The 25416-nt window shown below is 40.7% G+C and carries 21 protein-coding genes and 1 tRNA gene; 15 read left to right on the forward strand and 7 right to left on the reverse strand.

Going from position 1 to position 25416, the window contains the following annotated elements; genetic code table 11:
• From AAC000_RS18350 to AAC000_RS18360, 3 genes are read left to right on the forward strand one after another with little or no spacing between them, the layout of a single operon-like run.
• Positions 1-873, forward strand: a complete 873-nt coding sequence (locus AAC000_RS18350) for an amidohydrolase family protein (RefSeq protein ID WP_339724760.1) — start codon at positions 1-3, stop codon at positions 871-873.
• Positions 870-1643, forward strand: coding sequence for a glucose 1-dehydrogenase (locus AAC000_RS18355; RefSeq protein WP_339724761.1), 774 nt, complete (start codon positions 870-872; stop codon positions 1641-1643). The genes AAC000_RS18350 and AAC000_RS18355 overlap by 4 nt, the downstream gene beginning before the upstream one ends.
• Positions 1644-1670: 27 nt before the next feature.
• On the forward strand, positions 1671-2519 hold the full coding sequence (locus tag AAC000_RS18360; protein ID WP_339724762.1) for a fumarylacetoacetate hydrolase family protein: 849 nt from the start codon (positions 1671-1673) through the stop codon (positions 2517-2519).
• Between the two features lie 161 nt (positions 2520-2680).
• Here the strand turns inward: AAC000_RS18360 and cdd are convergent, their stop codons facing one another.
• Entirely contained in the window at positions 2681-3091 is a 411-nt protein-coding gene (gene cdd / locus AAC000_RS18365; RefSeq protein WP_339724763.1) for a cytidine deaminase, read from the reverse strand.
• 246 nt (positions 3092-3337) lie between these two features.
• Here cdd and nlpI point away from each other — a divergent pair, with 246 nt between their 5' ends.
• The 5 genes from nlpI (at position 3338) to AAC000_RS18390 (ending at position 7494) form a co-directional block, all read left to right on the forward strand.
• Positions 3338-4246: a lipoprotein NlpI gene (gene nlpI / locus AAC000_RS18370; RefSeq protein WP_339724764.1), complete on the forward strand. Its 909-nt coding sequence runs from the start codon at positions 3338-3340 to the stop codon at positions 4244-4246.
• Between the two features lie 2 nt (positions 4247-4248).
• On the forward strand, positions 4249-5370 hold the full coding sequence (locus AAC000_RS18375) for a hypothetical protein (RefSeq protein ID WP_339724766.1): 1122 nt from the start codon (positions 4249-4251) through the stop codon (positions 5368-5370).
• A 91-nt stretch (positions 5371-5461) separates the two neighbouring features.
• Positions 5462-6520, forward strand: coding sequence for a quinolinate synthase NadA (gene nadA / locus AAC000_RS18380; protein WP_339724767.1), 1059 nt, complete (start codon positions 5462-5464; stop codon positions 6518-6520).
• Between the two features lie 107 nt (positions 6521-6627).
• A complete protein-coding gene (locus AAC000_RS18385) occupies positions 6628-7227 on the forward strand; it encodes a beta-phosphoglucomutase family hydrolase (RefSeq protein ID WP_339724768.1) in 600 nt (199 codons plus the stop codon).
• A 177-nt stretch (positions 7228-7404) separates the two neighbouring features.
• Positions 7405-7494, forward strand: a tRNA-Ser gene (locus AAC000_RS18390).
• Positions 7495-7554: 60 nt separating this feature from the next.
• Here the strand turns inward: AAC000_RS18390 and AAC000_RS18395 are convergent.
• Genes AAC000_RS18395 through AAC000_RS18405 form a run of 3 tightly spaced genes read right to left on the reverse strand, consistent with a single transcriptional unit; the run spans position 7555 to position 13373 of the window.
• A complete protein-coding gene (locus AAC000_RS18395; RefSeq protein WP_339724769.1) occupies positions 7555-8949 on the reverse strand; it encodes a TolC family protein in 1395 nt (464 codons plus the stop codon).
• Positions 8942-12121: a multidrug efflux RND transporter permease subunit gene (locus tag AAC000_RS18400; RefSeq protein ID WP_339724770.1), complete on the reverse strand. Its 3180-nt coding sequence runs from the start codon at positions 12119-12121 to the stop codon at positions 8942-8944. The genes AAC000_RS18395 and AAC000_RS18400 overlap by 8 nt, the downstream gene beginning before the upstream one ends.
• Before the next feature lie 10 nt (positions 12122-12131).
• Complete coding sequence (locus AAC000_RS18405) at positions 12132-13373, reverse strand: efflux RND transporter periplasmic adaptor subunit (protein WP_339724772.1); 1242 nt, start codon at positions 13371-13373, stop codon at positions 12132-12134.
• Positions 13374-13828: 455 nt separating this feature from the next.
• On the opposite strand from AAC000_RS18405, the gene AAC000_RS18410 reads away from it, so the two are divergent.
• Both AAC000_RS18410 and AAC000_RS18415 read left to right on the forward strand, forming a co-directional pair.
• Positions 13829-14437 carry a TetR/AcrR family transcriptional regulator gene (locus AAC000_RS18410; protein WP_339724773.1) on the forward strand — a complete coding sequence of 203 codons (609 nt, stop codon included), beginning with the start codon at positions 13829-13831 and terminating at the stop codon, positions 14435-14437.
• Positions 14438-14606: 169 nt separating this feature from the next.
• A complete protein-coding gene (locus tag AAC000_RS18415; RefSeq protein ID WP_339724775.1) occupies positions 14607-15527 on the forward strand; it encodes an AraC family transcriptional regulator in 921 nt (306 codons plus the stop codon).
• A 45-nt stretch (positions 15528-15572) separates the two neighbouring features.
• On the opposite strand, the gene AAC000_RS18420 is transcribed toward AAC000_RS18415, so the two are convergent.
• Positions 15573-15884, reverse strand: a complete 312-nt coding sequence (locus tag AAC000_RS18420; RefSeq protein ID WP_339724777.1) for a hypothetical protein — start codon at positions 15882-15884, stop codon at positions 15573-15575.
• Positions 15885-16195: 311 nt separating this feature from the next.
• Between AAC000_RS18420 and AAC000_RS18425 the strand changes: the two genes are divergently transcribed.
• Complete coding sequence (locus tag AAC000_RS18425; RefSeq protein WP_339724779.1) at positions 16196-17380, forward strand: diguanylate cyclase; 1185 nt, start codon at positions 16196-16198, stop codon at positions 17378-17380.
• On the forward strand, positions 17367-18200 hold the full coding sequence (locus AAC000_RS18430; protein WP_339724781.1) for a transporter substrate-binding domain-containing protein: 834 nt from the start codon (positions 17367-17369) through the stop codon (positions 18198-18200). The genes AAC000_RS18425 and AAC000_RS18430 overlap by 14 nt, the downstream gene beginning before the upstream one ends.
• 7 nt (positions 18201-18207) lie before the next feature.
• Here the strand turns inward: AAC000_RS18430 and AAC000_RS18435 are convergent, their stop codons facing one another.
• Positions 18208-18351 carry a topoisomerase DNA-binding C4 zinc finger domain-containing protein gene (locus AAC000_RS18435; protein WP_339724804.1) on the reverse strand — a complete coding sequence of 48 codons (144 nt, stop codon included), beginning with the start codon at positions 18349-18351 and terminating at the stop codon, positions 18208-18210.
• A gap of 491 nt (positions 18352-18842) precedes the next feature.
• Here AAC000_RS18435 and AAC000_RS18440 point away from each other — a divergent pair, with 491 nt between their 5' ends.
• From AAC000_RS18440 to AAC000_RS18450, 3 genes are all read left to right on the forward strand, one after another.
• Positions 18843-20723, forward strand: coding sequence for a class I SAM-dependent methyltransferase (locus AAC000_RS18440; RefSeq protein WP_339724783.1), 1881 nt, complete (start codon positions 18843-18845; stop codon positions 20721-20723).
• Between the two features lie 120 nt (positions 20724-20843).
• Positions 20844-23042 (forward strand): AAA family ATPase, encoded by a 2199-nt coding sequence (locus AAC000_RS18445; RefSeq protein ID WP_339724785.1) that lies wholly within the window; start codon positions 20844-20846, stop codon positions 23040-23042.
• Entirely contained in the window at positions 23035-23886 is an 852-nt protein-coding gene (locus AAC000_RS18450) for a hypothetical protein (protein ID WP_339724786.1), read from the forward strand. The genes AAC000_RS18445 and AAC000_RS18450 overlap by 8 nt, the downstream gene beginning before the upstream one ends.
• A gap of 414 nt (positions 23887-24300) precedes the next feature.
• Here AAC000_RS18450 and AAC000_RS18455 read toward each other — a convergent pair whose 3' ends face one another.
• Positions 24301-24894 (reverse strand): hypothetical protein, encoded by a 594-nt coding sequence (locus tag AAC000_RS18455; RefSeq protein WP_339724788.1) that lies wholly within the window; start codon positions 24892-24894, stop codon positions 24301-24303.
• Positions 24895-25416 lie beyond the last annotated feature (522 nt).

Here is a 25416-nt window from a genome sequence, read left to right on the forward strand (position 1 = left end):
ATGACTTTAGATAATCAATTGGAAATAGTCGATAGCCATCTGCATTTTTGGAAACTCAGCCGCCAAGATTATGCATGGCTAACGCCTTATTTGGGCGTGTTATATCAGGACCGTTTGCCACTAGACTGGCAACAAGCAAGTACTGGTCTTGGGGTAAACAAAGCTGTTGTTATTCAGGCTGCGCCTACTGACGCAGAAACAGACTTTTTACTGTCGTTGACACAAAAGTCTGACTCCCTAGCGGGTGTGGTTGGTTGGGTTGATATGAATGCTCATTCTTCGCTTGTTTGTGCTCGTTTGCAACAGCTTGCTGCTGAACCAAAATTCAAAGGCATAAGGCCAATGTTGCAAGATATAGAGGATGTAGAGTGGATTTTAAATCCTAATTTCACCCCCATTTTTAATTTTTTGATTGAGCACAATTTAAGTTTTGATGCGTTAGTGCGCGGTGAGCACCTTGACGCTATTTTACATATTGCTCAGACATTCCCGGATTTAAAAATGGTTATCAACCATTGTGCAAAACCTAACATCCATGCAAATGCATTTGATAATTGGGCAACCTCTATTTGCCGATTTTCAAGCCTCTCCAATGTATACGTAAAAGTTTCAGGGCTATCAACTGAAGCGGGTAGAAAGCAGCAACTTGTAGAACATTATCAACACTATTTTCAGCACATTACCAAAGTATTTGGAGTTGAAAGAATGATGTGGGGAAGCGACTGGCCAGTGGTGAATATCAATAACAGCTATAAGGGGTGGTTTGACTTATGTAGGGAATTAGTCAGTTCATGGTCCCAGCGTGAACAGATTCGTTTTTGGTCAGGTACGGCCAGTGAATTTTATCGGTTAAATGAAGAGAAAGTAATATGACAGAAGAGAATAAAGTGTCAGTAGTAACAGGCGGAGGCAGTGGTATTGGATATAGCATTTGCAAAGCCTTAACAACACTTAAACATACAGTGATTGTATTGGATATGGATATAGAGGCAGCAAAAAGAACGGCCGATGAAATCAATCTAGCTGGTGGCACTGCTAAAGCCATACAGCTTAATGTCTCAAAACATCAAGAAACTATGCAGGTTTTCGCGCAAATAAAAGATGAATTTAAGCACATTGACGTACTGGTTAATAATGCTGGTATTGGATCTGTTGGGACACTAGAAGAAACATCTGAAGACGAGTTAGATAGGGTGTATGCAGTTAATGTAAAAGGCCTGTATAACTGCTCGTTTGCAGCTGTTCCTTATATGAAAGCACAAGGGGCTGGCGTCATAGTGAATATGGCTTCTGTAGCTTCTACTGTAGGGATTGCCGATAGATTTGCCTATTCAATGAGCAAAGGAGCAGTTTTAACTATGACTTACTCCATAGCTAAAGATTATATAAATTATGGGATCCGCTGTAATAGTGTGGCGCCAGGGCGTGTTCACACCCCTTTTGTTGATGCTTATTTAGAAAAAAATTATCCCGATAATAAACCAGAAATGTTTGAGACATTGTCTAAAACTCAGCCTATTGGCCGTATGGGAAAACCAGACGAAATCGGCGCTATGGTCAAATATTTATGCAGCGAGGAAGCATCTTTTATTACCGGAAGTAACTTTCCAATTGACGGCGGTTTTGTCACTTTAAACAATTAATCCTCAATTTAACGAATAGGAATCAATGTGAAATTATTACGATTTGGCCCTAAAGGTCACGAAAAACCAGGGATGTTGGATCAAGACGGGAAAATCCGCGATTTGTCATCTATTTTGGCTGATATCGATGGTGCCAACATACAACCCGAACAACTCGCTTATTTACAAACACGAGATATAACTTCGCTGCCGATTGTTGCGGATGATGTACGTTTAGGATCTTGCGTCAACAAAGTAGGGAAATTCATCTGCATTGGGCTTAACTATGCTGATCATGCAGCCGAATCCAATATGCCTATCCCGACAGAACCCGAGGTGTTTTCAAAGTTCACTAGTGCAATTTGTGGTCCTAACGATGACATTATCCAACCTAAAGGCAGTGATAAGTTAGACTGGGAAGTTGAACTGGCGATTGTGATCGGTAGCAAAGCGTCTTATGTCTCGGAACAAGACGCTGAGCAGCATATCGCAGGTTATTGTGTGTGTAATGACGTGTCTGAGCGCACCTTTCAACTTGAAAGAGGCAACCAATGGGATAAAGGTAAAGGCTGTGATTCTTTTGGTCCAATTGGACCTTATCTTGTGACTAAAGATGAAATCACCGATGTGGCGAATTTATCTATGTGGCTTGAAGTCAATGGTCAGCGTTTTCAGGATGGAAATACCAAAACCATGATATTTAAACCCGCATTTATTGTGAGTTACCTAAGCCAGTTTACCACCTTAGAGCCAGGCGATGTCATCACAACGGGCACACCTCCGGGAGTGGGTCTAGGTCAAAAGCCTCCCTTGTACTTAAAAGTGGGAGACAAAGTCGCTTTGGGCATTGCAGGATTAGGTCAACAAAACCAAACAGTAATGGCTGTTGAGCAGTAAATGATGAATTGGCTATTCTAGTGGATGATGCCGTTTTCAATCTTTTGCAATAAAACATAGCGCCTATCTAATCTGTGACTAGGATTAAAAAGATTAATTTGGCACGTGATAGTGCCAAATTAATTGGAAGCTATGAGCCTAACAATCAAGCTTAACTTTGTTTATTCTTTATCAAAACCAAATGCCAACGGCAGTAATTCGGTAAATTTGACCGTTTTCACGTCACCACTTTGGGTGGCCATGTGCACTTCAGTTTCAGCATCAGCAAACTCAGCAATTTTTTGACGACAGCCGCCACATGGTGGGCAGAAGTCATCGTTGGGGCTTGCGACTAAGATTTGTTTAATGTGTTTACTACCGGCGGCAATCATCGCAGCAATAGCACCTCCTTCGGCACATTGGCCCTGTGGGTAGGCGGCATTTTCTACGTTACAACTGGCATGAAGTTGCGCGTTTTCGTCTAGAATGGCGGCGCCCACATGAAAATTGGAATAAGGCGCGTGGGCATTTTTTTGTGCTTTTGTGGCTAAGGCCAAAAGCATTTTGTATTCAGCTGTTAGGTTAAGTGTCATAAAAATCAGACTTCAAAATTAACTCGGCCGCGTAGTTTGCTTTATTTTGGGCTACAGATTCAAGTTTAATTCACATTTAAACATCAGGGGTAGCCTGGGTAACTTTACTTTCTCAGGGAAATAAGCGACTCTAGCGCACATACCTTCTTCTTGTTTTTTGACAATTTTAAAGGGTTGTGTTGCAACCTAGTGTCAAAGTTAGAGTCATATACATAATCTATTTTCAGGTAAAACTTCTCTACTAATATGCATAAACATCTCAGCAGCATCATTTTTCTTAGCGCAGTCTTATTCGGTTGTGCCAACAATAGCAGCCCAGTACAGAGCAATCCGCAAATGGGCAACTTGTTATTGGCTGAACCTGCTCCAATGAATCAGCGCTCACAATTAGCGATTGCCCGTTACAGTCATATTTTAACTAATACCGATTTAGAAGATGAACAAAGAGCACAACTCTTACATCAACGAGGCACGTTATACGACAGTGTTGGTTTGTCTGGATTAGCACAGTACGATTTTAACTTGGCGATCCAATTAAAGCCTGACTTAGCTGAAGCTTATAATTCTATGGGGGTACATTACACCCAGCAAATGGACTTTATTCAAGCCTACGAAGCCTTTGATGCCTCACTAGACATCAACCCAGATATGGAGTTTGCCTTTTTAAACCGCGGTATTGCTTTGTATTATGGTGGTCGTCCCGACTTGGCCGTGCGTGATTTTGGTACCTTTTACAACATCAATGCCTCGGATCCTTATCGCGCCCTTTGGAGTTATCTGGCTTCTAGCGAAATTGATAAACCTCAAGCAATGGCCGCATTGGCTCAGCAGCGAAAAAATCTAGATGAAAATAATTGGGCGACCCAAATAGTGGATTTATATCTTGATAAAACCACTGAAAACCAATTATTAGGTAGTTTGATTGGTGGTGTCACAAGCCAACAACAATTGACCGATAGATTATGTGAAGCTTATTTTTATTTAGGTAAGTATCACTCTGCTAGGGGGAACAGAGGGATTGCCTCAAATTACTTTAAACTTGCGTTAAGTACTAACGTATTTGAATATGTAGAACACCGCTATGCTCGATTAGAGCTTAATTTGTTACGTGATGAAGCCAATAAAGTCGAAGCAAACGAGATACAAACTCAATAATAATGACAGTACTCACCAAATGGGTTTCAGCTTTAGTATGTGCGCTATTGCCCATTTGGTTAATGGTTGAACACCTTAGCATCGAAGTTGCTGGGCCAGACAATCTAAGTGTCCCCAGTATAGCGTCAATGCCAGTATCTAAAGCTGAGGCCGAGCAACAACTAGCCAAAGGCTTATTACTGTGGCGAGACAAACAGTATCAAGAGTCGGCTCAGGTGTTTTCTTCTCTCGGTACTCAAAATCTCAACGAGGATCTACAAGCCTTAACTAGCCTATATCAATATCACGCCACAGCTTTTAATACACACCATCACTCTGACTTTATGCAGCAACTATCCATCTTGCCAAATGACTGTAAACAAAAGTTATTGTTTGTGACCGCCGACCTCGAGTCTCTTCCTCAAGCTGAATATTTCAGGGCGCGCTTTTCGAAAGACCCACGGCTGAGTTCATTGTCTATTTGTATTTATGACCTGACTTGGTTTGACCCAGTTGATCTTGTCTGCGAGGACAACTGGCAACAAGGTGGCCGTTTAGGTTGCCAGTTGCTGTCACTGGCCGAAAAATTAAAAAGCATACCTTTTACCCATCTGGTGATCTTTGCTGAAAAAGGCAAAGCCAATGTTCATAACGGCATTATGTTTCTCGATCGCAAGGACACCTACGATGTGTTTATTCATGAGTTAGCCCATTTTTCGGGCTTTATTGATGAATATCCGCTGAGTAAAGAATTGGCAAAACGTGTTTGTGCCGGAGTGGATGCACCAAATATTGTATTTAAACAGGCACAACAATTACAGCTAGATAGACAGTATTGGCAGTCAATCGGTTTGCAAAATAGCAGTGATTTATATGCCGCTCGAACTTGTGATAACCATACTAGCCAAGCGTTTAAAGCATCCAAAAAACTCACTTTTATGGAGTACCACGATACGGCCTTTATCCCAGCCAATTATCTAAAGGCGTGGCAAAAACAATTACAAAAAATGCCTAACCAACCCTCGGCTCATGTCAATTTTGCACAATTGTATGAACAGTCGAATAATCTATCAGAAAGCAAGTTCTGGCGAGCTAAGTATCAGCAATATCTAAAAGCCAATACTGGTAAAATTAAAAATCTATAACAAATGAAAATGTCATTTGTGTGACAAGGCCCTATCACCATGGGTATAATACTCGAACGTTTTTTGCTGCTGTTAGTGTTACATTCAGATTATGTCCCAGTTATTTCCTGTCGAAACCATAGATTATCCTTTTCCAGCTAAGCCTGCTGCCCTGAGTAAAGCGCAACAGCAAGAATATGTGCAAGAGATCAAAACCTTGCTTAAGCAAAAAAATGCCGTATTGGTCGCTCATTATTATACCGACCCTGAAATCCAAGCCTTAGCTGAAGAAACGGGCGGCTGTATTTCTGACTCGCTAGAAATGGCGCGTTTTGGTCGCGACTGCGAAGCCGATACTTTGATTGTGGCTGGCGTGAAATTTATGGGTGAAACCGCTAAAATTCTCAGTCCTGAAAAAACCGTGTTGATGCCAACGCTAGAGGCAACCTGTTCATTGGATATAGGCTGCCCTGAAGAGCAATTCTCAGCCTTTTGTGATGCCCATCCCGATCACACTGTAGTGGTGTACGCCAATACCTCAGCGGCGGTAAAAGCCCGCGCTGACTGGGTAGTCACATCGAGCATTGCTTTAGAAATTGTGGAACATTTAGACTCGCTGGGTGAAAAAATCATCTGGGCACCGGATCGCCATTTAGGCGCCTATATCGCTAAACAGACTGGCGCTGATATGTTGATGTGGCAGGGTGAATGTATAGTGCACGACGAGTTTTCGGCAAAAGCCCTGTTAGATATGAAGTACCTTTACCCAGACGCCGCTATTTTAGTGCACCCAGAATCGCCCGCCAGTGTGGTTGCTTTGGCCGATGCTGTTGGCTCAACCACGCAGTTGATCAACGCCGCTAAAACCTTGCCCAATAGCCATTTTATTGTGGCTACTGACCGCGGCATTTTTTATAAAATGCAGCAAGCCGCACCTGATAAAATATTGTTAGAAGCCCCCACAGCTGGCAATGGCGCGACCTGTAAAAGCTGCGCCCACTGCCCATGGATGGCTATGAACGGTCTAAAAGCCATTTACCAATCACTAACAGACATCAAAGGGCATGAAATTTTTGTAGATGAGGCTTTGCGGCAACGAGCGTTAATACCGTTAAATCGCATGTTAGATTTTTCAGCTGAGTTAAAAATGAAAGTTACAGGCAACGCCTAAGGCGGATTTAAACGCCTATCAGTAAAAGCCAGTGACCCTGGCTTTTTCATTTTAAGTTCACACTCACACCTTATAATTCGTTGCAATTTACTACTAAGGAGCATGATATGCCCGATTTAAGCCGTTATAAAGGCATAGTGTTTGATATGGATGGCACATTGATAGATTCGATGGGCGCACACAATAAAGCCTGGCAACAAACCTGCGAACAGTATGACTATCCCTTTGATAGCGAATACATCCATAACCTTGGTGGCGTGCCTACCCGAGAAATAGCCGGATTAATGAATGAAAAATATGGTCTTAACCATGACGTGGACCAAGTTACCGAAACCAAACGCCAAGCCTTTCTCAACCTAGAGGACAGTCCAGCTGTAATCGAAGATACCTTTAACGTGATGCAACGTTATCAAAACATCTTAAAAATGGGTGTAGGAACCGGATCAGACCGAAATAATGCCATTAACGTACTGACAGCAACGGGCTTGTTAGAACGTCTTGAAACTGTTGTCACCGCTACCGATGTAACACACGGAAAACCTCACGGCGAAACCTTTTTAACCGTCGCTAAAAACATGGGGCTAACAGCAGCAGAATGTGTCGTGTTCGAAGACACCGAAATAGGTCGTCAAGCAGCGCAAAACGCCGGTATGGACTGCATCATGGTCATTAACAATAAGATAGTGTTACCGCAACCATCAGCCTAATTGTTATCAGTTTGATGATTTTTGTAGGTTATTAGCGGTGATTTGACGAATAAATCACCGCATCATCCCTTTGAATGCAGTTAATACTTGCGCTACCAAGCGGTTTTCCCTAACATACGCGCCTCTTTTGTAGCAGCAGTGGCGTTTTAACGGCACACAATACAAAAAGCAAAATTTGGAGAGGTGGCTGAGTGGCTGAAGGCGCACGCCTGGAAAGTGTGTTTAGGGTTAAACCTAACGAGGGTTCGAATCCCTCTCTCTCCGCCAAATACTGAAAAAAATGGGCACCTCACTTGAGGTGCCCATTTTTTGTATTGGATGTAACACTTAAACTGCTGGTTGCTGCAAGACCAAACTGCCACCAAAAACCCGATAAATATTGACCAATTTGGCAAAGCCGGCAAGTTCCAATTGCGCCAGCTGATCACGACTTGTAAGCCAATCTCGCTCCGCTTCAAGCAAATCGTAAAATTCACCACTGCCAGCTTCATAACGCACTTGCGCAATGATCATCGCCTTGGTGCTGGCTTTATACTGTTGCTCAGTAAGTAAATGTTGTTCTCTAGTTAAATGGTATTCTTGCAGTGACAGTTGGATCTCATTAACTGCCTCAAAAACCTTCTTCTCGAAGTCTGCCAAGGCCATTTTTGCTGTTGCATTGGCCGCTCTTATGCGTGCTTTGGTTGACGCTATATCACCAATATTCCAACTTAGACGGGGTGCAATAGACCAACCTTGGCTAGCATTGTTTAAGTTCAAGCCAGGATTTGATACAAAGCCTAAAAAACCGCTAACCGATAGGTTAGGGTAGAGATCGGCAGTGGCCACACCTATGTTGGCGATGCTGGCTGCTAAACGTCGCTCAGCTGCAGCAACATCAGCACGAAAAATCAGGTAGTGTTGACTGTTTTCAATGCTCACAGGTTGTTTGAGTTGTGGCAACTTTGTTACATCACTCAACACTAATTCGTTCGGCGCTTTGCCAAGCAGGGCAGACAGGGTCGACTGTGCTGTAAACAATGCGCTTTGAAAACGTGGTAACGTGGAATTTATTGAATAATACTGAGCTTCAATGCGCGCCAGTTCAAACTCAGAGCTAAATCCTGAATTGACTCGGGCTTGCACTAGGGCAAGAGTTTTTTGCACATTTTCAAGATTTTGTTCAGCCAGTGTTAGACGCTGTTGCGCGTTTCGAACATCTCCATAGGTCATTGCGACCTGGCTAATAACTTGCACCTGAGCGTTATGCAACAGGGCTTGAGCCTGCTGTGTATCGGCCTGAGCTGCCTCTGTGGCTCGACTAATTTTTCCGAATAAGTCAAAATCCCAGTTTAAGCTCGTTCCAAGGCTATTACCGCGAGTGGTAACACCATCATCTGTGGTGTAGATGGAGGTATTTCTAACGGCCTGATAGTCAGCATCGATAGATGCGTTCGGTAGGAAATCGTTGTCTGCTTCGGAAAAAATGGCCGCTGCGCGTTCGACATTGGCTTTGGCCCTAACCAAAGTACGATTTTCAAGTAAGGCCAACGCCACCAAACGATCGAGCTCTTCGTCATCGAATGCTTGCCACCAAGTTGTAGCGTGTAATGCTTGTTGGTATGGATGCTCAAGTCTTACCTTTTCGACCTGCGTTGGCGCTACATATTCAGGGCCTACTGTACAAGCACTTAGGATTGTTATCGTTAAGCTGAGAATACTTAATCTTATCGATTTATCCATGGTTGTTTTGCTCCGTATTGGTAGTTAGAGAGGGTGATCCTTGTTGTTTTGCCACGTCACGTTTTGCTAGAACATAGTAGAATAATGGGGTAAGAATTAAACCGAATAAGGTGACACCAATCATGCCAGAGAACACGGCTACACCCATGGCTTGACGCATTTCGGCGCCTGCACCACTTGAAAATACCATAGGCACCACCCCCATAATAAAAGCGATAGAGGTCATTAAAATGGGGCGCAAGCGTAAGCGTCCCGCTTCGAGTATGGCTTGTTTGGCGTGTAATCCGCTATCCTGTAACTCCTTGGCAAACTCCACTATGAGGATCGCATTTTTGGTTGCTAACCCCACCAATACTATGAGTCCAATTTGGGTGAAAATATTGTTGTCACCGCCGTAGATAAGCACGCCACTTAACGCAGATAGCAGGGTCATTGGAATGATTAGAATAATGGCTAACGGCAGCGTTAAACTTTCGTATTGCGCAGCCAATACCATAAATACCAAAAGAATGATCAGAGGATAAACAAATGCGCCTGCATTACCCGCCAAAATTTGCTGATAGGTTAACTCGGTCCATTCGTATGTCATGCCGTTGGGCAGAGTATCAGCCAATATTTTCTCAATAGCGGCTTGTGCTTCGCCAGTACTGAAACTTGGAGCAGGGCCGCCATTAATTTCGGCTGTGGTAAAACCGTTGTAGTGCATCACGCGGTCTGGACCGGCACTGTTGCTGACGTGAATAAATGAGCCCAGAGGGATCATGTCACCTTGTTGGTTACGTACCTTTAACTGACTTATCTGTTCTGGGGTTTGACGGAATTGCTCATCCGCTTGCATGTTAACCTGATAGGTACGGCCAAACTGGTTAAAGTCGTTGACGTAAACCGATCCCATATAGGTCTGCAAGGTTTGAAATACTTCGTCCAATGAAATCGATAATTGTTTGGCTTTAGTGCGATCAATATCTAAATCGAGTTGCGGTACACTCACTTGATAACTTGAAAATATTCCGGCTAATTCCGGTGTTTCCCAAGCTTTTTGCATAACTTGCATAGTGACCTTGTACAACTCTTCATAACCATAATTGCCTCGGTCCTGTATTTGCAATTTAAAGCCACCTATTGTGCCAAGGCCTTGTACTGGCGGTGGCGGAAAAATGGCAATAAAAGCATCTTCAATTACCGAAAATTTTTGATTTAACTCGGCTGCTATGGCTTGAGCTGATAGCGCGGGATCTTGGCGCTGGCTAAAATCATCAAGCGGAGTAAATACAATGCCGCTATTAGGACTATTAGTGAATCCATTAATACTCAGACCCGGAAAAGCAACGGAGTGCGCCACACCAGGTTGCGCAAGGGCAATATCAGACATTTGTTTAATTACAGCTTCGGTTCGCTCTAACGACGATGCATCAGGTAATTGAGTAAAAGCCACTAAATATTGTTTGTCCTGACCTGGTACATAACCTGTAGGGGTATTGGCAAACTGCAGGCCAGTCAACCCTAACAACACCACATATAGCAGACCTACTATGGCGCCAAAACGAAGGACTTTACGCACTAACCAGCCGTACCCGTCTGATAGACGAGCGAAGAGTCGGTTAAAGGGAGCGAATACCCAAGCGCCAAACATTTTGTCCATTATTCGGGTTAACGCGTCTTTTTTCTGGTCATGCCCCTTGAGCAATAAAGCTGACAGCGCAGGGCTCAGGGTTAATGAGTTGATGGCGGAGATAAAGGTTGAGATAGTAATGGTTAAGGCAAATTGTTTGTAAAACTGCCCAGTTAAACCTGACATAAATGCAGTGGGAATAAATACCGCAGCTAAGACCAAAGTAGTCGCCACAATAGGTCCAGTGACTTCTTTCATCGCTTTTTGTGTGGCGGCGATAGGCGATAAGCCGTCAGCAATATTACGCTCTACGTTTTCGACCACCACTATGGCATCGTCTACTACTATGCCAATGGCTAGTACCAGCCCAAACAAAGACAAGGCATTCAGTGAAAAGCCCAATAAGTGCATAAAGGCAAAGGTGCCGACTAAAGAAACTGGAACCGCTACTAAAGGAATGATGGATGCGCGCCAGGTTTGCAAAAACAACACCACCACCAATACAACAAGTAACACTGCTTCAAGTAATGTTTTGACCACAGCTTCGATTGAACCACGTACAAAAACGGTGGGATCATAAACAATGTCGTAGCTTAAACCATCAGGGAAATCGGCCGATAATTCAGCCATTTTTGTGCGTACATCGTCAGATATTTGAATGGCATTTGAACCCGAGGCCTGAAATACCGGTATCGCTACGGCTTCTTGGTTATCGAGCAATGAGCGTAAAGCATAAGTAGAGGCACCTAATTCAATGCGTGCTACATCCTTGAGCCGAGTAATTTCGCCGCGCTCACCCACTTTAATGATGATATCTTCAAATTCTCCTACTTTTGACAAACGCCCTTGTACATTGATTAACAGCTGAAAGTCCGCTTCACCACTAGGTTGTGAGCCAAGACTACCGGCAGCTGCTTGTTGGTTTTGCTCTCGAATGGCCGCTAATATTTGACTAGGTGATAAACCAATAGCGGCAACTTTATTCGGGTCAAGCCAAACGCGCATACTGTATTCGCCGGCCCCAAATAGTCTGACAGCGCCCACACCTTGGATACGAGCCAGTTCATCTTTAACATTTAATGCCGCGTAGTTAGACAAATACAACATGTCATAACGCTGATCCGGAGAGGTGAGATGCACTACCATAGTTAAGTCGGGTGATGATTTTTCTGTGACTATACCTAAACGTTGTACTTCTTCTGGTAACCGAGGAGTCGCTCTGTTAACACGGCTTTGCACCTGAGTTTGTGCCTTGTCTACATCGGCTCCTATAGCAAAAGTAATAGTTAAGGTCATGCGCCCGTCAGAGGTTGCTTGTGAATACATGTACAACATGTTTTCAACACCGTTAATTTCTTGCTCCAGAGGCGAAGCGACTGTTTCGGCAATGACCTTGGGATTGGCCCCAGGGTAATTTGCCGTAACCACTATTGTGGGTGGTACTACTTCTGGATATTCAGTAATAGGCAGTTGCCAGACGGCAATGGCGCCACTGATAAAGAACAGTAGTGACAAAACAGCCGCAAAAATGGGCCGCCTAATAAAAAATTGCGATAACATGTTGTCTCCTTTATCCACGGGTCCCCGAGCTATCAGTTTTTGCTGTTAGTTCAGTTTGTGTTTGGTCAAGTAATAATTGTGTTTGGCGAAGTTTGCTTAACGTCTCTTGATTAGTCATTTCGACCACATTAGATTCAACTTGCATATTGGGTCTAACCCTTTGCAATCCGTTGATTACGATTAAATCATCAGTAGATAAGCCTGAAGTAATAAGTCGTAAACCGTTGACTTTCTCACCCAATGTTACTGGGCGATATTCCAATGTGTGGTCTTTGACTACTAACACATACTTGTGGTTTAGGTCGGTAGCCACGGCTTTCTCATCAATTAAAATTCCTTGAAACGAATTACTGCTAACTAGTTTTAAATGTGCGAATAAGCCAGGAATTAAGCGGTTGTCACTATTAGCGAAACTGGCTCTGATTTTGATAGTGCCGGTTTGTTGATTAATGGTGTTATCAACAAAATCAACGCTGCCAATATGGCTAAACTCCTGTTCATTAGCCAATGCCATATATACCGGATTAGCATATTCATCTCGTGTATCAGCCCGCTGACCAGTACTAGCCAATTGGGTGTACTTAAGGAACGACTGCTCATCGACATCAAAATAGGCATACATTTTGTCAGTAGACACAATTTGAGTTAGCTGACTTTGCCCAGCAGTTACAAAGTTACCGGCAGTTATTTGTGCAAACGATACTCGGCCACTGATTGGTGCGGTAATACGGGTATAAGACAAATCCAACTGAGCATGGGCAAGTGCTGCTTCAACCGAAGCGACAGAAGCGGCAGATTGTTGCGCCGCTGCTCGTCTATTGTCCAAAACCTCAGCAGAAATGGCGCGCTGTGCGGTTAACTGTTCACCCCGCTGAAAATTGCTTTTTGCCAATTGAGCGGCAGTTTTAGCGTTTTGCAATTCAGCTTTTAAGCGAGCGACTTCTGTCGCAAAAGAGCGATCATCGATAACAAATAGCAAATCTCCTTTTTTAACTAACCCCCCTTCTTTAAACGCTACTGTATCTATATGACCCGATACTCTTGGCACTAACACTACTGTTTCAGGAGCTTGCAGGCGACCGGTAAATTCGTCCCATTCTGTAATACGTTCGCTGATGACATGGGCTACTGTTACTTGAGGTAAATTTTGCGGCTGAGCTTGCTCAGATGTTTGATTGTTTCCACAAGCTACTAACACTGCTGCGGCAAAACTGCCTAACATAAATGCCTTTATTGTGCGTTTCATACTCATGGTGAATATCTCCTTTAAATTTCAAATTTATGTGACGAATTGTTATATAGGTTACTTATGTACCGAGTGGTAAATATATAGGGTGATAGAAAACTGTCAAACTATTTATGTACCAACCGGTAAGTAAGTTTGGAACTATATTAGAATATTCAGGTCTTTGTATTTGTGTGTGTCGTGATAGGCAAAAAATAACCAACTTTGTTACGTATTTACCAAACTAAAGGTGCTGCCTGACTGTTCGTTTGGTTTGGGTATATAATAAGGAGTAAGTGACAAAGCTGAATATCAAAAACTCTAGTTTTATTGCCTAATTCTCCTGAGGAAGTTAGGATTGAGCAGACTTGTAACTTTAGTGTTAGAATTTATGTACCATTTGGTAAGTAAACATTTTGAACGACTCAATTTTAGTCGCTTATTACGAATAACGTTGAATGATATTTTCTTTGAGGGTTTTTATGGCAACTACAACCTGCACTCAGATGGGACGCCCGCGAGCCTTCGATGCTGAGAAAGCACTGGAAAATGCCTTACAGGTGTTTTGGCAAAAAGGTTATGAAGGCGCCTCGCTCAGTGATTTAACCTCAGCCATGGGGATCAATAAGCCCAGCCTTTATTCTGCGTTTGGCAATAAGGAACAGCTGTTTTTAAAAGCGATAGAATTATATGAACAACGTCCCTGTAATTCTTATTATCCGGCATTAGAGAAATCTACCGCCTTTGAAGTCGCCGAGTACATGTTACGGGGCGCTGCCAACAATTTGGCTGACACTAGTCACCCACAGGGCTGTATAGTTGTACAAGGGGCTTTGTCATGCAGTGAAGCTGGATCGTCAGTTAAACAAGCGTTGATTGCCAAGCGTCTTAATACAGAGCAGGAATTATGTGATCGTTTCATTCGTGCACAGGCAGAAGGAGATTTACCCGCAAGTGCGGACCCTACTGCATTAGCAAAATTTTTGGGAACTGTAATGCAAGGCATGGCAATTCAGGCCACCAGTGGTGCCAGTGCAGAGCAACTGATGCAAGTGGCAGAACTCAGTCTACTGGCATTTCCTCGGGCCTAACGTTTAGACTATCTTTTTAACAATTTGCAGAGTAAACAGGCAAAACGAATATTGTCTGTTTCTCCACAGTTATTGCCTAATACTCTAATTACCTACTCAAACTATCCATGTTGTTGGAGAATTGCCCCTATACTAACGGCAGAGTCAATTTTCATCCGTGAGGTCAATTATGTTAACTCAAGCTACAAACCCTGTGGAATCGAGTTTGGAGAAAGAGCGCCAACAACTAGCAGATTTAATTCAGCAACTTACTACTCAAGATGGTGTACAAGAAACCGCAATCGACGAGTTAGTTCTGTTTCGCAGTGATTCACCTACCAAAGTGACGCCTGTTATTTATGAACCAGCATTTTGTGTTTTGGTGCAAGGCTCAAAGGTAATTTATTGTGGTGAAGAAACTATTCATTACAACACTTTACAATTTTTATTGGTGCCTGTAATGATGCCAGTAGCGGGTAAGATCCTTACAGCTAGTTCAACAGAACCATACTTTGGGGTGCGCGTGGATATCAATATGCGCGAATTAACGGATCTAATTATCGACACTGCCGATCATGGCAAGAGCCTTGAAAAAGCCAAGGGCCTGAATGTTGGTCAGGTCGATCTGCCGCTACTTAATGCAATACATCGCTTAGTTCAACTCAGTCAGCGGCCTTTTGATATTCCAGTGATGTTGCCTCTTCTTAGGCGTGAAATTTTATACCGATTACTACAGGGAGAGCAGGGTGCCTTACTGCGAGACTTTACCCGTATCGATAGTCAAGCTCATAGGGTGGCCAGCGTAATAGAGATGATTACCCAACGTTTTGACCAAACCCTACGTGTGAAAGAGCTAGCAGAAAAGGTGCATCTAAGTGAATCTGCTTTGTATCAAGCCTTTAAGGCGGTTACAACTATGTCACCCATGCAATTTCAAAAGCAGTTACGACTGAACGAAGCCAGACGCATCATGCTCAATGAAGGCACCGAGGCTGCTACCGCAAGTTATAAAGTAGGTTACGAAAGTCCATCACAATTCAGTCGTGAATACAGTCGCCTATTTGGTGCTTCACCAAAGGCAGATGTGGCTCGTTTTAGACAAGCAATTTAGCAAAAAAGATGATTTATTCTTTGGCTCGATAAAGTTGAATAGTGTTTACCGATCTAACTCTCCACGCCTCTCATAAGCCGGAATAGTAAAAAAATCGCTGCCGTCATCAGTCAGGGCTTTTTTTATGTTTTCTTTGTGATTTTTGCGGTCTTCTATGGTTTGGCCAAATACTTCAATGTGTGCCATGTTCATGAGTTCTGTGGCGTCTTCACGGCTTAAATAGCCAAGTAGCTTACCGGCTTGTAATAATCCTTCAGTGCGAAACTTTAACTTATCGTCTGGTTGCCCTTTAAGGGTGTTGTTAAACACTTGCACCAGTTGGCTATAACAATAGGCTGAATATTCTTGGAAGTTCATAAGTCAGGTCCGTTATTCCTTGTTGTTTAAGAGTCTAGTTTGTTTTTTATTGTGAGAGTAACTATTAACCTATCAGATAATGTCATTATAAAGGGTATTTCTTTACACGGTCAGCGCAGAGCTGTTTTTTTACAGTGCCGAAGTTTATTCCATTAGGCCGGTGAGTCATTTAAGATTACTGCTAACTTGCAGTATTTCGGTATGTAATCTTATACATGTTTTTACGTTTCCTTCGTCCTAACAACCTTTCCCAAAAAATGTTGCGTGTGATTTTTTCGATTTATTTGCTTGTAACCTGCCTAATTACGAGTGTGCAGTTCTTGTCTGAATATTTGAAAACTCAAGATTCTATTTCAAAAGAATTAATACAGTTGCAAGAAACTGTGCTCGACTCTGTTGCAACTAGTATGTGGCAATACAATCAAACTCAGTTGCAAACTCTGAGTGCTGGCTTAGTAAAAATGCCAATTATCGAAGGGGTGGACATATTCGATAAGCAGGGCCAATCGTTAATTTCTAAACGGGTTTACGCTGCAAACTCACAGCCCATGTCGGTTTTCGAAACCCAATCAGAGCTAAATTGGCAGCTAAATGGAGAGCGTATTTTTCTGGGTACCTTAGTGCTGTATTCATCCTCAGAGGTGGTTTTGGATCGGGTTTTGTTTGGGTTTTCGTTAATTGGATTGACCGAGTTTATAAAGTTATCACTTTTGTTTTGGTTATTTATTTGGGCTTTCGATCGATATATGGCCAAACCTTTAAAAGAATTAATGTCGCAAGTGGATAAAGTGCAGCTCAATCAAAATGTTAGCCAGCGGATTAACCTATCCAACATTGAAAACAACGAGCTTAGTTTATTGCAAAAGCATATGAATGAGATGCTCGCGGCTATCCAAAGTGACAGGCAAAAATTATTAGAAGATGAGCAAAGCAAGCGAAATTGGCTAGAAGAGGCCGTTGCAAAGCGCACCGAAGAATTACAAGTACTGAATAAAAAACTCGAAAATATGGCCAGCACAGATTCGTTGACTGGTGTGTTAAATCGCGGACGTTTTTTTGAAACCGCACAACGCCTATTGGCCCTTGGGCAAAGACAAAAAACACCCACTTGTTTAGTGTTGATGGACCTAGATAATTTTAAATCCATCAACGACACGTTTGGGCATTTTAGTGGCGACAAAGTACTAATTCATTTCACCGAAACCATCCAAACCTTCTTAAGAAAGTCTGACTTAGTGGGCAGGCTAGGGGGCGAAGAGTTTGGTATTTTTCTAAATGATACAAATAGTGATGACGCCTTTATGCTTGCCAATAAAATACGCAAAGCTATTGCCAATGCCAGCTTAGAGGTGGATGGTAAAACCATCACTTACACAGTAAGCCTTGGCGTTGAAGCATCTGAGCCAGAAGAGGCGTCTATTGATGATATGTTTAAACGAGCAGATGTGAAACTATTTGGTGCTAAAGATAAAGGCCGTAATCGTGTTGAAGTATAAAAAGTTAACCACTAAACACACACCTCGGCTATTGAGTGCGGCATTGTTTATTTTAGGCAGTGTTGTGACTCACCAGAGTCAGGCTAACACTCTAAAAGTGTGTTACGACCAATGGGCACCCATGACGATATTCCCCACCCAAGGGGCTCCTTCCCGTGGTGTGGTTATCGATATGTTAGCGCAAATTTATGCAGCAAAAGGCTATCAACTCGACTATTACGAAGTGCCACTGGCCAGAGGGCTAAATATGGTGGCTGAAGGGTTGTGTGATATGTTGCCAGAATATTTATATTCCGAAGAAGCCGAGCAAGACTTCGAATTTGCCGGCCAAGCCACCTTTAGTTATCCCTCAGCTTTTGTTGTAAGGCGCAACGACCCCTGGCGTTATGCAGGTATTCAATCGGTAAAAGGTAAACGCATTGCCACTGGTCCCGGTTGGAATTACAGTTCAATGAGTGTTGATTACCAAGCCTATTTAGATGATCCAAGTAATAGCAACTTTGTCGAAGTGATAGCGGGTGACGATGATGTGGTTGACCGAATCTTTAGGATGATTAAAGACAAAAGAGTCGATTTATACGCCGACAACGAACTGGTTCTACAACACCTATTACACCGCCTAAAGTTAAATGACGACTTAGTCATAGTACGCCCCGGTTTAGAAAAAAATCTAATCGAAATACCGATTTTTTCAAAAAAAATCCCCACAGAAAAAAGAAAACAACTCATCAAAATTTGGGATCAAGGCCGTGTGGCCATGCAAGGCGCACAACTACAAAAGTTGCTTGAGAAGTATCAGGTGACTTTGGGTGATGAGTAACTAGTAACTAGAGTTGCTCTATGTGCCTGCATTTGGGAAAACTACTACAACCCAAAAACTCATTGCCAAGGTTCGCGCCTTTTTTAGCGACCCGTTTCACCATAGGTGAAGCACATTTTGGGCATGTGGTGGTATTTTTTGGTTTAACCATTGGCTCATCGATGGGTTTAACTTTAGTTTGCGAAGGTTTAGTGGTTTGCACGTCAGCAATTAATTCATATGGTTTACCCTTCCGTCATTCCGGTGTGCTTTTAGGCCGGAATCCATAAGGCATTTAGAGCAATGACTAGATGCTATAGAAAAGATAAAAGCAAAAGAATTTGAACCACTGAGAACACAGAGGTTAAGCAAAGAAAGTTTATGTGTAAGAAGTAGTACTTAATTGTTAAGGGGATTTAGTTTTAACAATCATTTCGCCCTTCTCTGTGCAGCGAAGCGCTCTGTGAACTCTGTGGTGAATTGCTTTTTGTTGATGTGTTTCTAAAACCAGCGGATCTGAGCCAAATATTTTTGGTATTTCTTTTATCCCAAAAGTTGTTAGGATGGTGTTAATACAAGTGGATGAATACCCTAAGGTAAATGGGGTAAATCCTATGCATAGTCTTGGTTTAATGGGCTTGCTGTTGCAATAAAAGGAATACAATGTCTGCGGACTATTACAACAACCAAGTTAATGAGATTTCTCAGCAGTATCTATCAGTCACCTTTGAAGACGTACATAGTACTTGGTCACAGCATTTAACGCCTATTTTAGAAAAGCCTAATGCCTCCATTTTGGATGTTGGCGCAGGGGTGGGCCGTGATGTAAAACGTATCGCAGAACTTGCCGCCGCAATTCAAACCCCAGCTCAAGCCATATCTAACACTTGCCAAATCTATGCGGTTGAACCTGCAGCAGAACTCATGAAAGTAGGGCAGCTAACCACTGCCGCACATAATGTTCATTGGCTGCAAGATTCTCTGCCTTCACTCGACAAGATCACCCGTCTAGAAATCAGCTTTGACTTAATTCTTCTCAGTGCCGTTTGGATGCATGTAGCGCCTTCGCAACGTAATCGCGCCTTACGTAAACTGGCTAACTTACTTAAGCCGGGCGGCAAAATTGTTATTTCTCTCAAGTTTGGTATGACAGCAAGCGAGCAGCAAGAACGCTGTATGTACGATGTGAGTGTGGAAGAAGTAGAAGGTTTAGCGCAAAACCTTGGGTTATTTTCGACATTAGTCACTGCAAACCAAACAGACAAACTAGGCCGCGACGAGGTGCATTGGCAAACCCTTGTGCTGCAAATGCCAGATGACGGCACAGGTGCATTCCCTTTTATTCGCTACGTAGCGATTAACGACGGTAAATCTGCCACTCACAAGCTAGCGCTTTTAAGAGTTTTGTTACGAATTGCCGACGGCCATCCAGGGGCAGTATTACGCCGAGAAGCTACTCCAAGTGGTGACAGGGTGATTTTACCTGTTGGTTTAGTCGCCTTGTATTGGTGCCATCAATATAAAGAGTTAATAGATACGCACCAGTTATATCAAACACCCAATAAAAGCCCGAACATGGGCTTTATGAAAGCCGATGGTTGGCATAAGTTAACCCATCGCACGGCGGCAGATTATCGCATTGGCAACTTATTTATGGGTGACGATGCCATCGCCTTACACAAAACCATTTCGGCTGCAGTGACCAACATTAAAACCATGCCTTGTCGTTTCATCACCTTGCCAAATAGTGACCAAGTGGTATTTGAAGTAGACAAAAAAAGTGTCAAAGCCAAAGACAGCCTTTTTCTAGATCTACAAACCTTAGAACAATGGGGCGAGTTTTCACTGCCAGAATCTACATGGTTGGCCTTCAACCGATACGCCTGTTGGATAGAGCCAGTATTGGTCAGCGAATGGGTAAAAACCATGGCCAGTTATGCAGGCAATCAGCAATATGCCGCAGCAGAAAATCAACACCACTTACAACAAGCATTAAACTGGTTAGAGCCAAAACGCACCACCACTGAAGTACGCACTCGCTTTGAACAACTGAAACAACAAACCCCAGAACTTGCCCAATGTGTATGGTCAGCCAAGTCACTAAACAAACAATACGATATTGACCACAGTATGCCTTTTGCCCGCTGGCCCAATAACGACTTATGGAACCTCTTACCCACCGACTGCAAAATCAATAACCAAAAAAGCGACCGACTACCCACAGAACAAAAATTAAAAAACGCCAAAGAACGCATTCAACACTGGTGGCAACAAGCTTGGCTTAAACCCAGTAATTCAAACCAAATACAAGAACAAGCAGCCAGCTACCAAGTTAACTCTCCAAGTACCGCTGCGGCAAATACCTCAACAGAATTAGAGCAAACAGCAGCTAACCAGCCATGGCAAAACAAACGCTTTTTCGCCGAAGCCAACATCGCCTTACCGGGCTTAAACTCAAACAACGAATCAATCGACGACTTGTTTGAAGCGCTGGTGGTGCAGCGTGGTAGGTTGAGAGAGATGCAGCAGTTGAGGGAGTGGTAAATCAGGAGTTATATAATGATTAGGAAGTGCTTTTAGAAGTTAGTACGGTATGATTATTTATGATTATATAAACTTTTAATATTGATCTCGCAAAATTAATAAAAATAACCTGGAAAACTTATGAATGAGCCAATAATTGAAACTACCAAAAGAAGAAGTTTCAATCTCAAAAATCTCTATTTGGATCCAAATAATTATCGATTTGTTGATAATGATGGATATATAGAGGTTCCTGAAAGTGACCTATTTGATGAAAATATTCAAAAACGCTCATCAACATTTATTGAAGGTAACAAAAGAGCAAATATTAAGGACTTAATAGCAAGTTTTAAGTCAAATGGATTTTTAGATGTTGATGTTATTCAAGTTAGAGATCTTGGTCAAAATAGATATTTAGTAATTGAAGGTAATAGAAGAGTCGCCTCGCTAAAAGTACTGCAGGAAGATTATGAAAATGGACTAAGTATTGGTAATTTAAATCCTGAAATTTTTAAAAAAATACCATTTGAAATTCATTCAAATGAAAGTAAAGAAAAACACCTAATTATAATGGGGTTGAAACATATTAGTGGAAATAAAAAATGGTCTGCTATTAATCAAGCTCAATTAATTTATGATTTTTTGAAGCCATATTGGAAGTCGATTGAATATTCAGATAAAGAAACACAACTATGCGAATCTCTTGGGATAACTAAAATTAAATTACGCAGTTCACAACGGGCTTATCATTTGATTATTCAATATAAAAATAGCGACTTTGGCGATCAATTTGAAAGTAAAGATTACTCATTTTTTGTTGAAATAATGAAACGACCTAAGATCAAAGAGTGGCTGGACTGGGATGATCACGAATATTTTTGCCGTAATACAAGCAATATGCAAAGGTTGTTTTCATGGCTATCAACCAATGAAGAACTTATTGATGATGAAAGTGAAGAATATGAAGAAATTGATCCAATTATTACCAAAGCACTTGAAATTAGAGAGCTTGCTCTTTTTATAAATAATGAAAATGCTTTAATTGAAATGGAAAAAACAAAAAGCATAATTCGAGGTTTAATGGTAAGTGGAGAAGTTGATAAACTTAATTATGAAAAGTCACTTACAGAGTTTTCGAATAGCTTTAACGAATTGAGCAGCTATAAAAATATGATTCAATATGAAGATATTGAAACATTAGAATCTATTAAAGCTAAATTAAATGAATTTGTTCCTCAAAAGAGTTATATGGAAATAAATTATGGTAATCATTCAGTCGCTTTTGAACACGACTCTAGTAGCTCCCACTTTAAATCCCTATTGGTAAATCAATATAAAATTTTTAAAAAATTCAATATTGATAATTTAAAAAGAATCAATATTTTTGCAGGTTTTAATAATAGCGGTAAAACAACACTACTTGAGGCTTTATATTATCTTACGAAACAAAATGATATTGGAGCATTTTTAGAGATAATTAAATTAAGGAATAAGTTGAAGCTATTAAATCCAATTTGGCTTAACGAAGTTTTTGATAAAAATGAAGTTATAGATGTGCAAGGCGTATTTAACAATACAAATGCCTCTGTCAAATTTAATAAATTCGAAGCGTCGAACATTAATAAAAGTGATGATTATATTGCCTCATATTTATTACAGGCAAAATTGAATGAACGTGAATTGACTAATACAATTCATACTTTTGGCTATGACACCTTAAACAGAGAAAATGAAAAAGTAGAGCACTTATGTAAGTCAATATTTAAAAGTCCGTATTTTTACAATTTGGATGAACTTGTTGAAACTTATAATAAAAATACTATTAATAAAGATAAAAATGGGCAAGCAGCCATTAGTCTAGTAGTTAAGTTCTTAAAGAAAATAGATGATTCTATTAATGATATTAGACTAAATGAAGTTGATGATATTCAAAGGTTTATAGTTGATTCTACGAAGTTTAAAGATAAAAATATAGAAATTACAAATTATGGAGAAGGGCTACAAAGGATATTTGAAATAGCATTAAGTTTTGCATCGGCAAGAAATGGAATAGTTTGTTTAGACGAATTTGAAACAGCAATCCATAACTCAATATTAATCGAGTTTACCAAGTTTGTGCAAGAACTTGCGAGTACCTTTAATGTTCAAGTTTTTCTAACTTCGCACTCAAAAGAATGTATCGATGCTTTCGTTAATAATGACTACCACAATGACGAAATATCTTCTTATTTCATTGAAAATAATTCAGGAATTGTAGAGGCTGTTTACGTAGATGGTAATGAATTGAAAGAGTATATCGATACCATTGATTTTGATTTACGAGGGAAGTCACATGAATAAGTATATAATTGTTTTATGTGAAGGTGATCATGATATAGCTTTTCTAATTAGAGTCTTATTGATTCAAGGATTTACATTTTATGATAAAAAGGTAAAGAATTTTCCTATTCCATTTAATGAACTATATCAAAAAAATTTAGGCGACAAGAAAATTAAAGACTATGAATTTAAATTTCAACGTCCAAAACCAAAAGTTCCTTATTCAGTATTAACACGTGGTAATACTTTGGTCATTTTTCATAATTTAGATGGAGACGCCAATTTTTGTCATGATGGAGCAAGCTCAATAGTTGATATGTATCTAAATTTAAACAAAGAAAATATCAGAAAAATTCAAAAGTATGACAAATTAAATTATAGGTTTTTATACTTTTTAGATTCCGATGAACAAGGCGTAGATGCTAGGCTTGAAAATTTGAAGGCTTCATTAGAGCTGCCAAATTTAAATAATAATGAAATTCAAATCAAAAGTGATTATGAGATTGGTTGTTATATTTTTCACGATGAAGAGCATGCAGACAAACACGGTCAATTAGAAGATATTTTATCTAAATTGATGAAATCAAATAATGAAGATATATTTACGGGTGGCTCCAACTTTTTGGAAGATAATAATTTAGCGACTGAAAGACAAAAAAAATATACATGTAATAGCGAAAACGAATCCTATGGTGGTAATGTACAATTTAAAGAATTAAAGTCGCTAATTTCAGTTGCTGGCCAATTACAGTTTTCGGGTTCAAGTAATGCCGTAATTATTGCTAATAGTGACTACATTAAAAAAGACGATATTTTAACAAACCCACATTGTATTAATATCACGACTCTATTTGAAGCTACCTAACCATGCTAACTGCGGGGTCAGATCCGTTGAAAATTGAAATGATTTAAATTCTCTGACCTGTGGGGGCATGACCTGTGGGGTCAGGTTCGTTGAAACTTCAAATGATTTCAATTGTCTTAATTTTGATAGGAAATTACGAAGACATCCATCGCAAGATAATTCTCTTTGGTGGCGTAGCCACTGCTTTTTCCCGCATTTAAAGTTTCAGCACAAAAAGGCTTATTTTAGGCGCAAATGTCAAAGAGGCCATTTGAGCGAAAAAAGTTGGATGGACACATTTGTAGCGACAACACCTATTACATGGACACCCGCTTTAATTTCGTGTCATAGTCGCCGAATCATCATTGGTGCGATTGCCACAGTTTTCCCAACTCTAAAGTCCCAGTAAAAAACACCTGCAGGCTTAGGGGAAGATCATTTTGAAGTGGCACGAAAATCAGATTCATACTTTGTAAATAAAATATCTCTCCTATTTTCTAACATCTTCAAAATTTTGTAACGCTTTTCGGAAGTTTTAATTTCTGATGAAGTAATCAATTTAAAAACATTACTAATGTCATCTTCAAAGTTTTTGCGATTAAAAATTGAATCTACATAATCTGCTAAATTACCTTTCAGACTGCTAAATTCTGATAATTCCCGCCTGGATTTACAACGAATTGATTCTGCTTCCAATTGAAAAGCACTCTCCTGACCATTGAGTGAATTAGTGTCATATCTATCAATAAGGGAAAATAACCATTCTTTGTAATTGTTAGATTGGTTCTTTCCCCAAAGATTTAGGACTATAAGGCTCTGAGTAGAATTGAGGTTTGTTTTTGTTAAACTTAAAAAGAGATTTTTAACCAAAAAAAATATCACTACAAAGCCAGCTATAGCTCCTCCTAAGGTATATCCCTTAAAATTTCCCTCTGCATTTGATTCGAGAAAATAAAAGAGAACAAATGAACCAATTAAACTTAGTGAAAAACATGTAACTACAATAACTAAAGGCCACCGATTATGCATATTTGTTTCTTTTGTTAAGATAGGTTAAACGTTAGTTCTACATTACTAACGTTTAACTTATTTTAACAGCACTTAGAATAACACTCGCTCTACCAAACGATTTTTTTAACTAAGTCCAGGAATATCGTGTTCTGACCCCGATATTCGTTTTTTATTAATTTTAACAAGGGAAATATCGGGGGCAGAACAAGGTTATTTTAGACGATTAATAGAAATCACATTTAATGATAATTGGCCTGCGAAGGCAGCACTTTTGAATTTAATTATTCGTTGCCCTATATTTGATGAGTAAACTTATCCCCCTTAGCTAACCACCTTGAAAATCTATTTTGTAACTCTCTATCGCTCAAATTAAAAATCTTCATGGTTTGCTCAAAAGACAAGGTTTTACATAAGTTTTTTTGTTCCGCTTTAAGCATTTTTACAAGTGTGGCTTTTCGTTTTGTATCGTCCATTAAAAAGTAGATAAACGCACAACTGGTGCTGTATAAGTTTCGTTGTGAATGGCTGTTCCAGTCCTTT

This window comes from uncultured Paraglaciecola sp., from assembly GCF_963977085.1.
Lineage (GTDB): Bacteria > Pseudomonadota > Gammaproteobacteria > Enterobacterales > Alteromonadaceae > Paraglaciecola.

Excerpts from the sequence above, each read along its gene's own strand:
- AAC000_RS18385 (WP_339724768.1), top strand. The coding sequence starts at position 6,628 with ATGCCCGATTTAAGCCGTTATAAAGGCATAGTGTTTGATATGGATGGC.
- AAC000_RS18415 (WP_339724775.1), top strand. The coding sequence starts at position 14,607 with ATGTTAACTCAAGCTACAAACCCTGTGGAATCGAGTTTGGAGAAAGAG.
- AAC000_RS18435 (WP_339724804.1), bottom strand. The coding sequence starts at position 18,351 with ATGGTTAAACCAAAAAATACCACCACATGCCCAAAATGTGCTTCACCT.
- AAC000_RS18355 (WP_339724761.1), top strand. The coding sequence starts at position 870 with ATGACAGAAGAGAATAAAGTGTCAGTAGTAACAGGCGGAGGCAGTGGT.
- nadA (WP_339724767.1), top strand. The coding sequence starts at position 5,462 with ATGTCCCAGTTATTTCCTGTCGAAACCATAGATTATCCTTTTCCAGCT.
- AAC000_RS18395 (WP_339724769.1), bottom strand. The coding sequence starts at position 8,949 with ATGGATAAATCGATAAGATTAAGTATTCTCAGCTTAACGATAACAATC.
- nlpI (WP_339724764.1), top strand. The coding sequence starts at position 3,338 with ATGCATAAACATCTCAGCAGCATCATTTTTCTTAGCGCAGTCTTATTC.
- AAC000_RS18455 (WP_339724788.1), bottom strand. The coding sequence starts at position 24,894 with ATGCATAATCGGTGGCCTTTAGTTATTGTAGTTACATGTTTTTCACTA.
- AAC000_RS18450 (WP_339724786.1), top strand. The coding sequence starts at position 23,035 with ATGAATAAGTATATAATTGTTTTATGTGAAGGTGATCATGATATAGCT.
- AAC000_RS18420 (WP_339724777.1), bottom strand. The coding sequence starts at position 15,884 with ATGAACTTCCAAGAATATTCAGCCTATTGTTATAGCCAACTGGTGCAA.
- AAC000_RS18350 (WP_339724760.1), top strand. The coding sequence starts at position 1 with ATGACTTTAGATAATCAATTGGAAATAGTCGATAGCCATCTGCATTTT.
- cdd (WP_339724763.1), bottom strand. The coding sequence starts at position 3,091 with ATGACACTTAACCTAACAGCTGAATACAAAATGCTTTTGGCCTTAGCC.
- AAC000_RS18405 (WP_339724772.1), bottom strand. The coding sequence starts at position 13,373 with ATGAGTATGAAACGCACAATAAAGGCATTTATGTTAGGCAGTTTTGCC.
- AAC000_RS18445 (WP_339724785.1), top strand. The coding sequence starts at position 20,844 with ATGAATGAGCCAATAATTGAAACTACCAAAAGAAGAAGTTTCAATCTC.
- AAC000_RS18410 (WP_339724773.1), top strand. The coding sequence starts at position 13,829 with ATGGCAACTACAACCTGCACTCAGATGGGACGCCCGCGAGCCTTCGAT.
- AAC000_RS18400 (WP_339724770.1), bottom strand. The coding sequence starts at position 12,121 with ATGTTATCGCAATTTTTTATTAGGCGGCCCATTTTTGCGGCTGTTTTG.
- AAC000_RS18440 (WP_339724783.1), top strand. The coding sequence starts at position 18,843 with ATGTCTGCGGACTATTACAACAACCAAGTTAATGAGATTTCTCAGCAG.
- AAC000_RS18375 (WP_339724766.1), top strand. The coding sequence starts at position 4,249 with ATGACAGTACTCACCAAATGGGTTTCAGCTTTAGTATGTGCGCTATTG.